Here is a 12,975-nt window from a genome sequence, read left to right as displayed (position 1 = left end):
CCGCGACCCCCATCCCGACGACGAGGCCGGCGAAGGCGGTGGCGAGCGGCGGACCGAGGGTGGAGCCGGCCAGGATGGAACCACCGGCAACGGCCCCTGAGGTCAGGACCGCAGAACCCGCGACACCCGCGGCGACGGGCAGCGCCACGGCCGCAGTTCCGGTGGCGGCTGTGACGGCGGTCGCGGTGGTGGCCGCCACGGTAACCGAGGTGGTCGCCACGGTCGCGGTGGCCGCCCCCGTGGTGGCGGCACCGATGCCCGTGACGACTCCCGACGATGCAGCGCCCACGCCTGCAGCGGAGGCCGTGGCGCTGACGCCCGCCGTGGCGCTCGCTGCGGTGGCACCGACGCCGGCCGTGCCGACGGCTGTGGCGCCCGCTGTGGCACCCGCCGCGGCGGTTCCTGCAACGGTCGTCCCCGCCGCCGCACTGCTCACGAGCCCCGCCATCGTCCCGTGCCCGAGGTGGCCGACCACGGCCGACCCGGCGATGAGGACGAGCGGCCCGGTAAGGGCGCCGAACCGGTCGTAGACGTGCTGCAGCTCGCCGGCAAGGCAGGCATCACGGGGGCACGCCTCGAGGTGTGCCGCAGCCCGGGCTCGTTGCCGCGAGGTCAGCCGGCCCCGGACGAAACCGCCCAGGTGGTCGAGCGTCCAGCGGCACTCGGGTGCCCCGCAGGCGGGGACGCGTCGCTGCACCCAGACGTCGAGGTAGCTGTTGCGCAGCGCGTCGCGAGCCCTCATGGCCCGGGCGCTGACGGCGTTGGCCGACACCCCGAGCAGCGGCGCGACGACGCGAGGGGCGGAACCCTCGACCATCGTGTGCCACAGCAGCTGCTGGTCGCCGTCGCCCAGGAGGCGGAAAGCGGCCCGCACGATGTCGGTGTCGACCCCGTCGCCGGCCAGGGCCGACACGTCGGGCTCGGGGTCGACGAGCATCTCGAGGTCGGGAGCCTCGGTCGGGACGACGTTCATCTCACGCCGCACCGCGTCGACACCGACGGTGCGCACCGTCGAGGCGAAGTACGACCGGAAGTTGTCGGTGGGGCCGCCGCCTTCACGCAGGAGGCGCAGGATCCGGGCGGAGGCCTCGGCGACGAGGTCCTCTGGCGCCACCCGGCCACGGAAGCGCGTCGCGACGGCATACGCCGCGGGCAGGTGCCGCCGCCACAGGGTGGCGAACGCGCTGTCGTCTCCGCGACGCGCACGAGCGAGGAGCTCGGCGTCACTCGACGCGGCCGAGTCCGTCGTCTCGGGCTCCACGACCGACGTGGACCCGAAGGGCGATGCGATCGTCTCGACCACCTGTCCAGGTGGTCGAGCAACCGGCCCTCCTGCGGCTTCGCAGGTTCTGGTTCCCCCCCATGCCCGACGCTTCGCCGCTTCCTCCTACCGTTAACAAGACGGAGCCAGCCACGTTTCATGACGCGATTTCACGAAGATTTCATGACGGGTTCTCTCGAGACGCCCTCGAACCGCTGCGGCGGGGTCCGTGAGAGGACCGCGGGCCTGCACAATGGCGGCGTGACCGCTGATCGAACGGACCGCTCCCGCCCCCGAGCACGCATGACCGGACCGGAGCGCCGCGAACAGCTCATCGCCGTCGGCCGCAAGCTCTTCGCCGACAAGGGTTTCGAGTCCACGACCGTCGAGGAGGTCGCCTCGAAGGCCAACGTCTCCAAGCCTGTCGTCTACGAGCACTTCGGTGGCAAGGAGGGCCTCTACGCCGTCGTCGTCGACCGTGAGATCCAGACCCTGATGAGCGGCATCGGCGCAGCGCTCGAGGAGCCGGAGGGGGCCCGGGTCCTGCTCGAGCGGGCCACGTTGGCCCTGCTCGACTACATCGAGACCGATCCGGCAGGCTTCCGCATCCTCGTGCGAGACTCCCCGCCCGGACAGTCGACGGGGTCGTTCGCGAGCGTCCTCGGCGACGTGGCCGTGCACGTTGAGCACCTGCTCGCTGCCGAGTTCAAGCAGCGCGGGCTCGATCCCAAGTCGGCGCCGATCCACGCGCAGATGCTCGTCGGGATGGTGGCCCTGACCGGCCAGTGGTGGCTGGACCGCCGCAAGTTCAAGAAGGACCAGGTGGCGGCCCACCTCGTCAACCTCGCCTGGAACGGCCTCTCCGGCCTCGAGCGCACTCCCCGGCTCGTCACGCTTCCGCGCCGCTGACGCGTCGTCGCGGGACGAGCCAACCTGCTGGTACTGCGAGGTTCAGGTTTCGCCCTCCCGAACGATCCCCTCCACGAAACCACCCGGAAGGACGAAACCTGGCGGCACCACCGAGGACAACCCCGCAGGTGTCACTCCCTCCCCTGACCAAGCGGGAGACTCCTGCGGTGCCGCCATCTGTATGACGTGCCAGGACCCATTTCATGACATGAATTCCGAAAATGGGGCAAAACACCAGAAATTTGCGGACATTTTTTCCGGGCACGAGGCCACCACCGCGAATGGGCTCCGCACGAGGGGTGTCCGAGGTCTCGGTCATGACGGGCCGGGTGCCCTCGATGAGACACCGATGACCGCCCGATGACGAGACGCTGGCTGTTCGCCGACCAGCTCGGGCCCCACTTCGACGTGGGACGCACCGGAGCCCTCCTGGTGGCGAGTCGCCGGGCGTCGGTGACGACGCGTGCCCGTTCACCGCGGGCTACTGGGCCTACCTCGACCGCAATGCCCGAGCGGCTCGAGGGCAACCACCGGATGGCCCGGCCGCTCCAGCAGCGCCACCGTCTCGCCGACCTCGCCGAGGTCGTCGCCCAGGAACGTGAGCGGGGCGACAGCCCGCCCTGATCCGACGACTGAGTCAGCGCGGGGTGCGCGCGACGGCGAACGTCCGCGTGAACGGGAAGAGCACCCCGAACGACCGACGGGGGTATGCCGCCTCGAGCTCGCGCTCGTAGTCGACGACGAACCCCTCGCGCTCGTCGTCGTCGAGCACGCCGAGCACCGGGCGCAGGCCCGTGCCCCGGACCCACTCGAGCACGGGGTGCGGGCCGTCGGGGACTGCCGCGAGCACGTGCTGGTACGTCGTCTGCCACACGTCGGCGTCCGGGGTGAGGTCGAGGAGGAGGGCGGCATACGTCTCCGGGCGCGCCACGGCACGGGCACGGTCGAGACCCGGCCGCAGGTCGGCGGCGCGCGGGTGGCGGGCGGCGACCTCACGCATGAGCCGGTGCGAGGGGGCGTCGAAGTTCGAGGGCACCTGCATCGCGAACGTCCCGCCCGGCGCAAGGCTCTCGACCCACGACGGGATGAGGCGCAGGTGCCCGGGCACCCACTGGAGCGTCGCGTTGGTGACGAGGACGTCGACCGGGGCCCCGAGCTCGGTGTGGTCCCAGCCCTCGGCGGTCGCCTCGACCCATTCGACGCGGCCGTCGGTGTCGAGCTCGCGCGCCCTGGCGAGCATGTCGGGCGAGCTGTCGACGCCGACGATCCGGGCGTCGGGCCAGCGCTGGGCGAGGCCGAGGGTCAGCTCGCCGGGCCCGCAGCCGAGGTCGACGACGAGCCTGGGCGACGCGGCGTCCACCCGAGCCAGCAGGTCGGCGAAGGGTCGGCCGCGGTGACCCGAGAAGACGGCATACTGCCGCGGGTCCCACGCGGCATCGGTCGTGCGGTCGCTGGTGCCGCCGGGCGCGTCCTCAGCGGCGGACGGATGCGTCGAAGGAGTCATGTCATCCTCAGTTTCGCTTGATGTCAAGAGTCTTGATGGCGACTACGATTGGCGTATGAGCGCCGACCGCAGGCCCGCCGACGACGTCGACGAGATCGTCGCGGCCTGGCGCCGGGAGCGCCCCGACCTCGACGTGTCGCCGCTGGAGGTGCTCTCCCGGGTCTCTCGGCTGGCGCGCCGGCTCGACCTGGCCCGTGGGTCGGCCTTCTCGGAGCACCTGCTCGACGGGTGGGCCTTCGACGTGCTCTCGGCGCTGCGCCGCGCGGGCGAGCCCTACGAGCTCTCCCCCGGCCAGCTCGTCCAGCAGACGCTCGTCACGTCGGGCACGATGACCAACCGCGTCGACCGGCTCGAGCGCAGCGGGTTCGTCGACCGGCGCCCCGACCCGGGCGACCGGCGCGGGGTGCTCGTGCGCCTGACACCGGCGGGCCGCGACGTCGTCGACTCGGCGATGGCCGACCTCATCGAGCAGGAGAAGTCGCTCCTGTCGGAGCTGTCCGCCACCGACCGGGCGCAGCTGGCCGGCCTGCTGCGCCGCATGCTCGCCCCCCTCGAGACCCGGGAGACTCGTCGCGGCGACATGCACGGCTGAGGACCTCACCCGCTCACCGCTGCGCCTGCTGGAACTCGAGCCGGTTGCCGACCGGGTCCACCGTGTGGAAGCGGCGCAGTCCTGCGATGTTGTCGTCCCAGGCCAGCGGCGCGCCGGCGGCCTCGACGACCCGGGCCAGCTCCTCGACGTCCCCGACGGCGATCCCCGGATGGGCCTTGCGGGCCGGGACGAAGCCGTCCTCGATGCCCACGTGGATCTCGGCCGCGCCGGCCCGGAACCAGGCGCCGCCTCGCGCGCGGAGACGCTCGGGCTTGGTCACCTCGGTCATGTCGAGGACGCCGACGTAGAAGCCGCGCATGGCGTCCTCACAGCCCGCAGGGCCGGACACCTGAACGTGGTGCAGGTACATCTCCATGCCCGCCAATTTATCTTGACGTCAAGATAAATGGCAACGGCTTCCCGATCGAAAGAGCAACTCGTCCGGACGGATCGCTCTTTCGATCGTCAGGGAGTCGGACGAACTGCTCTTTCGATGGTCAGCCGACGGTCTCGGCTGCTTCGAGCCACTCGAGCTCGAGCTCCTCGCGCTCGGTGACGACGGCCTGGAGCTTGACGCCCAGTTCGGCGAGCGCAGAGGGGTCGGTGGCCTTCTCGGCCATGTCGCCGTGGAGGCGCTCCTCCCGGTCCTGGAGGCGCGAGAGCTGCTTCTCGATGCGGGCCATCGTCTTGCGGGCCTCGCGCACCTCGGCCGGGCTCGCCGTCGTGGCGGACCCGGGTGGTATGCCGTCAGGCCCGCTCGTCGTGGCCGGCGAGCCGCCGCTGCCCTTCGGTCCCGCTGCGGACCGCGCGGCCTGGCTCGCGATGTCCGCCGAGCGCAGCCGGAGGTACTCCTCCACGCCGCCCGGCAGCTCGCGGACCTTGCCGTCACCGAGCAGGGCCAGCTGCTTGTCGGCCACGCGCTCGAGGAGGTAGCGGTCGTGCGAGACGACGACGAGGGTGCCCGCCCAGCCGTCGAGGACGTCCTCGAGCGAGGTGAGGGTCTCGATGTCGAGGTCGTTGGTGGGCTCGTCGAGGATGAGGACGTTCGGCTCGGTCAGCAGCAGGCGCGTCAGCTGCAGCCGGCGTCGCTCACCACCGCTGAGGTCACCGACGCGTGACTGCTGACGCCCGCCCGGGAAGCCGAGACGGGTGGCGAGCTGGCTGGCGCTGATCTCCTTGTCACCCAGCGTCGTCCACTGCTTGACGTCCTCGATGGCCTCGATGACGCGCCACTGCTCGAAGCGCTCGAGCTCACGGACCTCCTGGGTGAGGTGGGCGATGGCGACGGTCTTGCCGATCTTGCGCCGGCCGCCGTCGAGCGGAATCTCCCCCGTCAGGGCGCGCAGCAGCGTCGACTTGCCGGCGCCGTTGACACCGACGATGCCGACGCGCTCCCCCGGCGCCAGCCTCCACGTCACGTGGTCGAGCAGGCGGCGCTCGTTCGGCGGCTGCCCGACCGACACCGTCGCGTCCTCGAGGTCGAGGACGTCCTTGCCGAGACGGCGGCTCGCGAACGACGCGAGCTCGACGCTGTTGCGGGGGTCCGGCTCGTCGGCGATGAGGGCGTTGGCGGCGTCGATGCGGAACTTCGGCTTGCTCGTGCGCGCCGGCGCACCGCGGCGCAGCCAGGCGAGCTCCTTGCGCATGAGGTTGGAACGGCGGTCGGCCATCACCCCGGCGAGACGGTCCCGCTCGGCCTTCGCGAGGACGTAGGCGGCATACCCTCCCTCGAAGGCGCTGACCTTGCCACCCTCGACCTCCCACGTCATCGTCGCGTAGGCGTCGAGGAACCAGCGGTCGTGGGTGATCGCCACGGTCGCGTTGCCGGGGCGGGGCCGCTTCGTGGCGAGGTGGTCGGCCAGCCAGGCGACGCCTTCGACGTCGAGGTGGTTGGTCGGCTCGTCGAGGAGCAGCAGCTCGGGGTCGGAGACGAGCAGTCGGGCGAGGGCGAGGCGGCGGCGCTCGCCACCGGACTTCGGGCCGACGCGGCTGTCGAGGCCGCCGACGTTCTCCGCCCCGATGCCACCCAGCAGGCCGGTCAGGACGTCACGGATGCGGGGGTCGCCGGCCCACACGTGCTCGGGCAGGTCGCCGAGCACGGCCTCACGGATCGTCCAGCCGGGGTCGAGCGCATCCTCCTGGGCGAGCATGCCGATGCGGATGCCGTCGGTGCCGCCCTGCTTCGTGATGCGGCCCGAGTCGGCATCCTGCAGACCGGCCATGACACGCAGCAACGTGGACTTGCCGCCGCCGTTGACGCCGACGACGCCGATGCGGTCGCCCGTGAGGACGCCGAGGCTGACGTCGTCGAGCACGTGGGAGGTGCCGAAGACGAGGGAGACCCGTTCGAGGGAGATGAGGTTGGCCATCGCTGACTGACCCTATGCCGTCCCCCGATCGAGAGAGCAATCCGTCCGCCCCCACCCGATCGAAAGAGCAATCCGTCCGCCCCAACCGATCGAGAGAGCAATCCGTCCCCCGGACGGATTGCTCTTTCGATCGTGGGGGGGACGGGTGGGTCAGGAGGTGGTGCGGGGCGCGGCGACGAGGTGCGCGCCGTGGACCGGGCCCTTGGCGCGGCGCAGGTCGCGGCACAGGCCGGAGGCCGCGAGCGACACCGAGAGGTCGAGCGACGCCTCGCGGCTCTCGGTGAGGAACGCGACGGTCGGGCCCGATCCCGACACGATGCCACCCAGCGCGCCGTACTCGACGCCCGCGTCACGGAGCTCGCGCAGCTGCGGTCGCAGCGAGAAGGCGGCCGGCTCGAGGTCGTTGTGCAGGGCGGCTCCGAGGGCCGCGGGCTCCCCCGATCTCAGGGCCGCCATGAGCTCGGGGCTGACCCGGGGCTCGGGCACGTCTGCACCGGCACGCTCGCGCAGGCGGTCGCACTCGGCATACACCTCGGGGGTGGACAGCCCCGTGTCGCTGATCGCGAAGACCCAGTGGAAGGTCCCACGGGCCAGGACGGGCGCGAGCTGTTCTCCGCGGCCCGAACCCATCGCGTTGCCGCCGGAGAGGACGAAGGGGACATCGCTGCCCAGGCTGGCGGCGAGCTCGGCGAGCTCGTCACGGTCGAGGCCGAGACCCCAGAGCTGGTCGCACGCGACGAGGGCGGCCGCCGCGTCGGCCGAGCCGCCGGCCATGCCACCGGCGACGGGAATGTCCTTGTCGATGCGGATCGAGAGGCACTCGTCGACGGACCAGCGGTCGGCGACGAGGCGGGCGGCCCGGACGGCGAGGTTGTCGCCGTTGGTCGGGATGCGGTCGGCGTACGTCCCCGCCGGGATGACCTGCCAGTCGTCCCAACGGGTGACGGAGACCTCGTCGTGCAGCGACACCGCCTGGTACACCGTCGCGAGGGCATGGAACCCGTCGGGCCGGCGCGGCCCGACGCGCAGGTCGAGGTTGACCTTGGCCGGGACCCGCACGGTTACCGCGCCGGGCTGGGTCGGAGCGACAGTCATGCGCCCACCCTAGGCGCCGACCAGCTCGCGTCAGGACGTATGGCCCCGACGGCGCGCTCGGGGCCGCCTGGCGTCGGCATCCTGGGGAGGCGCCTCGGGACGCGCCTCGGCGATCCGGGCGAAGGTCGTGATGTCGAGCTGCTCACCGCGCGTCCGCGGGTCCACGCCGGCCGCGACGAGGGCTCGCTCCGCGGCGTCCGGGGAACCGGCCCAGGACGCGAGCGCGCCGCGCAGCGCCTTGCGTCGCTGGAGGAACGCCGCGTCGATGCAGCGGAAGACCTCTTCGCGGCTGGCCGTGGTCTTGGGCGGCTTGCGCCGCCGCAGGGCGACCAGGCCCGAGTCCACGTTGGGTGCGGGCCAGAAGACGTTGCGACCCACGCGGCCGGCGAGCTCGACATCGGCGTACCACGCGGCCTTGAGGCTGGGTACGCCGTAGATCTTGCTTCCCGGCTTGGCCGCGAGCCGCTCCGCCACCTCGAGCTGCACCATGACCAGGACCCGCTCGATCGTCGGGAAGCGCTGCAGGAAGGACAGCACGACCGGCACCGAGATGTTGTAGGGCAGGTTGGCGACGAGAGCCGTCGGGTCGGGGCCCGGGAGCTTCGTGATGGTGAGCGCGTCGGCCGCGACGAGGCGCAGCTTGTCGGCGTTCTCCGGCTGTAGCGACCGCACGGTCTGCTCGAGGGCCCCCGCCAGCCGCGGGTCGACCTCGACGGCTGTGACGTGCTTGACGACCGGCAGCAGCGCGAGGGTGAGCGAACCCAGGCCCGGTCCGACCTCGACGACGACGTCGTGCGGGCCCACCCCGGCGACGCGGACGATCTTGCGCACCGTGTTGGCGTCGACGACGAAGTTCTGGCCCCACTGCTTGGTCGGTCGCACCTCGAGGCGCTCGGCGAGCTCGCGCACCTGAGTCGGCCCGAGGAGGGCGGCGTCGTCAACGTGCGGCGCGTCCTTCTTCGTCATGCGCACACCCTATGGCCACGACCGAAAGAGCAATCCGTCCGCAGGGCGGACGGATTGCTCTTTCGATCAGGTTGTGTCAGGTCAGGTCAGGGCTTGCACTGCCACTGCGAGACGCCGTTGTCGGCGTAGACGCGGTTCGCGACGGTGATCTGCTGCTCACGGCTGGCGAGGTCGGCGCGGGGGGCGAACTGCCCGCCGCCGTAGCCCAGCCAGGTCGAGGTGAGGAACTGCAGGCCGCCGTAGTAGCCGTTGCCGGTGTTGATGTGCCAGTTCCCGGTCGACTCGCACTGGGCGATGCTGTCCCACATGGCCGCGCGGGAGAGGTCGAGCCCGGCGGTCGAGCCGCTCGTGCTGGGAGCGGGAGCGCTCACCGGCTGGGGGGCGGGGGCGGGGGCGGGACGCGGCTTCGTCCCGACGAGGACGATCTGGTCGACGGGCGCCTTCGTCACCGTGGAGGCGACCTCCTTGGTGGAGACGACCTTGCCGTCGACGACCGTGGTGCGGACCGTCACGGTGCGGACACCGGCGACACCGGGGCGCGAGACCTTCGTCTCGTCACGGTAGAGGTCACCCGAGCTCTGCTTCGTCGTGCCGAAGGCGATCTGCTGGGCGACGCTCTTGTCCTGGGTCGCGACGCGTTGCACCGTCACGGTGCTGCCGGACGTCAGGACCGTCGTGAGCGGCGGGTTGACCTTGTCGGCCTTGCCGACGTGCACGCCGAGCTGGGTCAGCGCCTCTCCGACGGTGGCGGCGGCGATGGTCTTCGTCGTCTTCTTGCCGTCGGCGTTGACCGTCACGGCCTTGGGCGTGACGACGGTGAGGGTCAGTCCCTGACGACCGATGGTCTCGGAACGCGAGACGGACAGGCGCGCACCCTCGCCGCGGAGACCGAGAGCGAGGAGCGCCCCGTCGACCGTGGTCTCGGTGGTGCGCAGCTGACGGGTCTTGCCGTCCACCGTGAGCGTCAGCAGCCGGGCGTACTTGACGGTGATCGTGTCACCGTCGCTGATGGGGGCGCTCGCGGCGGGAACGACGACGTCGCCGGGCTTGACCACGATCCCCTGGCTGTCGAGGACATCTGCCACGGTGCTGCCGAAGACGTGCGCGGTGCTTGCCGTGCCGTCGACCGAGAGGTTGACGGACTTGTCGAGCTGGGCGGCGCCGACGGCGCCGCCGGTCAGGATGACGGCCGCACCAGCGGCGGCCAGGATCTTGGCGTTGCGAGAAATCACGTCACTCCGAACGTCGAACCATCCGGGTGCAACGCGCTATCGATCCATCCTCCTCACGTCTTCGGGAGGAGGTCGATGCGGGGCGGCAACCGGCCAACAGTCGAACAGAGTGGCCGACCGACGACGCCAAGGTCAAATTTTGGTAACGGCGCCACGTCTCGCTGGACGTCCGAAGAAGTGTGCGCTAGGCGCTTTGCCCGATTCGCTCCGCACCCCACGGACCGTAGACCCGCTCGCTGTTCTCGGACACGACGCGGCACAGCGTCGGGACGTCGAGGTTGAGCACGGCGGCCATCGCCCGGATGGTCACCGGCACGAGGAACGAGGCGTTCGTCGCACCCCGGTGCGGGGCCGGCGCGAGGTACGGCGCGTCGGTCTCGACGAGCAGACGGTCGAGGGGCACCGCGGTCAGCGCGTCCCGCAGGTCTCGCGCGTTCTTGAAGGTCACGGTCCCCGCGAAGCTGAGGTAGTAGCCGCGCTCGGCGCACTCACGGGCCATCGTCAGGTCACCGGAGAAGCAGTGCAGGACGGTGTGCTCGGGCGCCCCCTCCTCCTCGAGGATGCGCAGCACGTCTGCGTGGGCATCGCGGTCGTGGATCTGGAGGGCCTTGCCGAGACGCTTGGCGAGGTCGATGTGCCAGCGGAAGCCGTCCTGCTGGACGGGGATGCCCTCGGCGTCGGTGCGGAAGTAGTCGAGGCCGGTCTCACCGATGACGCGGATGCGATCGTGGGTCGCGCACCGCTCCACCTCGGCATACGCCTCCGCCAGCCGGCCGTCGGCTGCCAGGCGAGGAACCTCGTTGGGGTGCAAGGCGATTCCGCCGACCAGCTCGTCGTGAGCCTCGATGGCATTCATGGTGAAACGGATGCCGTCGAGGTCGCAGCCGACCTGGACGAGCCGCGTCACCCCGACCGAGCGGGCTCGCTTGATGGCGTCGGCCACGTCGAACGGCTCGTCGCCCTCGCGCGTGATGTCGAGGTGGACGTGGTTGTCGACGACGTCGATGGGCAACGGGTCCGGCAGGGTCTCCGGCAGGCCCCGCTGCCCCGACGCGTGAGGCGTCATGCGGTCGGCGCCTCGTCGGTGCGCTCGGCCTGCCTGGGGGGTGCCATCTTCGGCGCAGCGAGCGGGTCGGTGTGATGTCGCGTGCCGCCGGGGGCGGCGTCGCCGAGGCGGGCCCGCTCGTCCTCGATGACCTGCTCGGGGTCGAGCTTGACGAAGACACCGGACGGCTTGGCGATGGGCGTCCCGACGACGACGGGCCGCGACTCCCAGCTCGGGGTCGAGGAGTACTCGCCGGTGATGACGGGGTAGCTGCGCGCGTCGTCGTCGAGGTCGCGCACGACCTCGAGACGGGGCATCGGCATGAGCTCGCCCTGGCCGCCCAGCACCGCATGGACCCGGTTCGCCGCGTGCGGCAGGAACGGTGAGATGAGCGTATTGATATCTGAGACGGCTTGGACCAGGGTGTGCAGCACGGTGGAGAGCCGCTCGCGCTGGTCGTCGCCCTTGAGCTTGAACGGCTCGGTCCTGCTGACGTACGCGTTGGCCTCCCCCACGACCCGCATGACCTCCGCGAGGGCGGCCTTCTGCCGGTGGCGCTCGAGGGAGGCTCCGACGGTCGCGAAGGCATCCCGCACGGTGGCGAGCAGCTCCTCGTCGACGGGCTCGAGGGCAGACGGCTGGGGGATCTCGCCGAAGCTCTTCGCGATCATCGCGGCGGTGCGGTTGACGAGGTTGCCCCAGCCGGCGACGAGCTCGCTGTTGTTGCGCTGCACGAACTCGGCCCAGGAGAAGTCGGCGTCCTGGTTCTCCGGCCCGGCCGCGCAGATGAAGTAGCGGATCGGGTCGGGGCCGTAGCGCGCGACGATGTCCTGGACGTAGATGACGTGCTTGCGCGACGTCGAGAACTGCTTGCCCTCGAGCGTCATGAACTCGCTCGCGACGACCTCGGTGGGCAGGTTGAGGGTGCCGTACGCCCCCGGCTCGCCGCCCTTGTCGCCCTTGCCGGCATAGCCGAGCAGCTCCGCCGGCCAGATCTGACTGTGGAAGGTGATGTTGTCCTTGCCCTGGAAGTAGTAGGAGACGGCCTCGGGGTCGTTCCACCACTCGCGCCAGCGCTCCGCGTCGCCCACCCGGCGGGCCCACTCGATCGACGCCGAGAGGTAGCCGATGACGGCGTCGAACCACACGTAGAGCCGCTTGCTCGGGTTGTCCTCCCAGCCCTCGAGCGGGATCGGGATGCCCCAGTCGATGTCGCGGGTCATCGCGCGCGGACGCACGTCCTTGAGGAGGTTCTTGGAGAACTTGATGACGTTGGGACGCCACGAGCCCGATGCCTCGCGGCCGTCGAGCCACTCCCCCAACGCGCCCGCGAGCGCAGGCAGGTCGAGGAAGAAGTGCTGCGTCTCGATGAACTCCGGCGTCTCGCCGTTGATCTTGCTGCGGGGGTTGATCAGCTCGTCGGCGTCGAGCTGGTTGCCGCAGTTGTCGCACTGGTCGCCGCGGGCCTCGGGGAAGGAGCAGATGGGACAGGTGCCCTCGATGTAGCGGTCGGGCAGGGTGCGGCCCGTCGACGGGCTGATCGCGCCGCGGGTCGTCTGCTCGACCATGTAGCCGTTGGCGTGGACCTGACGGAACATCTCCTGCACGACGGCGTAGTGGTTTCGCGTCGTCGTCCGGGTGAAGAGGTCGTAGGAGAGGCCGAGGTCGGTGAGGTCCTGGGCGATGACCGCGTTGTACTTGTCGACGAGCTCCTGCGGCGTCAGGCCCTCCTCCTCGGCGAGGACGAGGATCGGCGTGCCGTGCTCGTCGGTGCCGCTCACCATGAGGACGTCGTGCCCGGCCATCCGCATGTACCGGCTGAACACGTCGGAGGGCACACCGAAACCGGCCACGTGGCCGATGTGGCGCGGGCCGTTGGTGTACGGCCAGGCGACGGCAGACAGAACATGACTCATGCGGAGAATCCTAGGTGGGCGTCCGACTCCCCCGCGCGCGCCTTCCGGTCGGTCACCCGACGGCTCGCGTCACGGCCCAGGCGAAG

11 protein-coding genes are annotated in these 12,975 nt (G+C 71.0%); 2 read left to right on the top strand and 9 right to left on the bottom strand.

Annotated features, from left to right (window positions below; translation table 11 throughout):
• Positions 1 to 1,303 (bottom strand): sigma-70 family RNA polymerase sigma factor (locus AB4030_RS21175; RefSeq protein WP_442281173.1); only part of this gene is annotated, 1,303 nt, incomplete at its 3' end.
• Positions 1,304 to 1,564: 261 nt separating this feature from the next.
• On the opposite strand from AB4030_RS21175, the gene AB4030_RS21170 reads away from it, so the two are divergent.
• Complete coding sequence (locus AB4030_RS21170) at positions 1,565 to 2,170, top strand: TetR/AcrR family transcriptional regulator (RefSeq protein ID WP_442281177.1); 606 nt, start codon at positions 1,565 to 1,567, stop codon at positions 2,168 to 2,170.
• Between the two features lie 637 nt (positions 2,171 to 2,807).
• Here the strand turns inward: AB4030_RS21170 and AB4030_RS21165 are convergent.
• Positions 2,808 to 3,674 carry a methyltransferase domain-containing protein gene (locus AB4030_RS21165; RefSeq protein WP_442281172.1) on the bottom strand — a complete coding sequence of 289 codons (867 nt, stop codon included), beginning with the start codon at positions 3,672 to 3,674 and terminating at the stop codon, positions 2,808 to 2,810.
• A gap of 55 nt (positions 3,675 to 3,729) precedes the next feature.
• On the opposite strand from AB4030_RS21165, the gene AB4030_RS21160 reads away from it, so the two are divergent.
• Positions 3,730 to 4,266, top strand: a complete 537-nt coding sequence (locus AB4030_RS21160; RefSeq protein ID WP_442281171.1) for a MarR family winged helix-turn-helix transcriptional regulator — start codon at positions 3,730 to 3,732, stop codon at positions 4,264 to 4,266.
• Between the two features lie 13 nt (positions 4,267 to 4,279).
• On the opposite strand, the gene AB4030_RS21155 is transcribed toward AB4030_RS21160, so the two are convergent.
• From AB4030_RS21155 to metG, 7 genes are all read right to left on the bottom strand, one after another.
• A complete protein-coding gene (locus AB4030_RS21155) occupies positions 4,280 to 4,642 on the bottom strand; it encodes a glyoxalase (protein ID WP_442281170.1) in 363 nt (120 codons plus the stop codon).
• Between the two features lie 121 nt (positions 4,643 to 4,763).
• A complete protein-coding gene (locus AB4030_RS21150) occupies positions 4,764 to 6,635 on the bottom strand; it encodes an ABC-F family ATP-binding cassette domain-containing protein (RefSeq protein ID WP_442281169.1) in 1,872 nt (623 codons plus the stop codon).
• A 150-nt stretch (positions 6,636 to 6,785) separates the two neighbouring features.
• A complete protein-coding gene (locus tag AB4030_RS21145) occupies positions 6,786 to 7,730 on the bottom strand; it encodes a 4-(cytidine 5'-diphospho)-2-C-methyl-D-erythritol kinase (protein ID WP_442281168.1) in 945 nt (314 codons plus the stop codon).
• A 30-nt stretch (positions 7,731 to 7,760) separates the two neighbouring features.
• Positions 7,761 to 8,696, bottom strand: coding sequence for a 16S rRNA (adenine(1518)-N(6)/adenine(1519)-N(6))-dimethyltransferase RsmA (gene rsmA, locus AB4030_RS21140; RefSeq protein WP_442281167.1), 936 nt, complete (start codon positions 8,694 to 8,696; stop codon positions 7,761 to 7,763).
• An 86-nt stretch (positions 8,697 to 8,782) separates the two neighbouring features.
• On the bottom strand, positions 8,783 to 9,928 hold the full coding sequence (locus tag AB4030_RS21135; RefSeq protein WP_442281166.1) for a transglycosylase family protein: 1,146 nt from the start codon (positions 9,926 to 9,928) through the stop codon (positions 8,783 to 8,785).
• 184 nt (positions 9,929 to 10,112) lie between these two features.
• Entirely contained in the window at positions 10,113 to 10,994 is an 882-nt protein-coding gene (locus AB4030_RS21130; protein WP_442281165.1) for a TatD family hydrolase, read from the bottom strand.
• Positions 10,991 to 12,889, bottom strand: coding sequence for a methionine--tRNA ligase (metG, locus tag AB4030_RS21125; RefSeq protein WP_442281164.1), 1,899 nt, complete (start codon positions 12,887 to 12,889; stop codon positions 10,991 to 10,993). The genes AB4030_RS21130 and metG overlap by 4 nt, the downstream gene beginning before the upstream one ends.
• Positions 12,890 to 12,975 lie beyond the last annotated feature (86 nt).

Source organism: Terrabacter sp. 2YAF2 (genome assembly GCF_052114705.1).
GTDB lineage: Bacteria > Actinomycetota > Actinomycetes > Actinomycetales > Dermatophilaceae > Terrabacter.
Note: the sequence above shows the minus strand (reverse complement) of the source record. Positions and strands in the feature narration are given on the sequence as shown.

What these genes read in the sequence shown, in the direction of transcription:
- AB4030_RS21170 (WP_442281177.1), top strand. Translation starts at nt 1,565, where the DNA reads ATGACCGGACCGGAGCGCCGCGAACAGCTCATCGCCGTCGGCCGCAAG.
- AB4030_RS21165 (WP_442281172.1), bottom strand. Translation starts at nt 3,674, where the DNA reads ATGACTCCTTCGACGCATCCGTCCGCCGCTGAGGACGCGCCCGGCGGC.
- AB4030_RS21160 (WP_442281171.1), top strand. Translation starts at nt 3,730, where the DNA reads ATGAGCGCCGACCGCAGGCCCGCCGACGACGTCGACGAGATCGTCGCG.
- AB4030_RS21155 (WP_442281170.1), bottom strand. Translation starts at nt 4,642, where the DNA reads ATGGAGATGTACCTGCACCACGTTCAGGTGTCCGGCCCTGCGGGCTGT.
- AB4030_RS21150 (WP_442281169.1), bottom strand. Translation starts at nt 6,635, where the DNA reads ATGGCCAACCTCATCTCCCTCGAACGGGTCTCCCTCGTCTTCGGCACC.
- AB4030_RS21145 (WP_442281168.1), bottom strand. Translation starts at nt 7,730, where the DNA reads ATGACTGTCGCTCCGACCCAGCCCGGCGCGGTAACCGTGCGGGTCCCG.
- rsmA (WP_442281167.1), bottom strand. Translation starts at nt 8,696, where the DNA reads ATGACGAAGAAGGACGCGCCGCACGTTGACGACGCCGCCCTCCTCGGG.
- AB4030_RS21130 (WP_442281165.1), bottom strand. Translation starts at nt 10,994, where the DNA reads ATGACGCCTCACGCGTCGGGGCAGCGGGGCCTGCCGGAGACCCTGCCG.
- metG (WP_442281164.1), bottom strand. Translation starts at nt 12,889, where the DNA reads ATGAGTCATGTTCTGTCTGCCGTCGCCTGGCCGTACACCAACGGCCCG.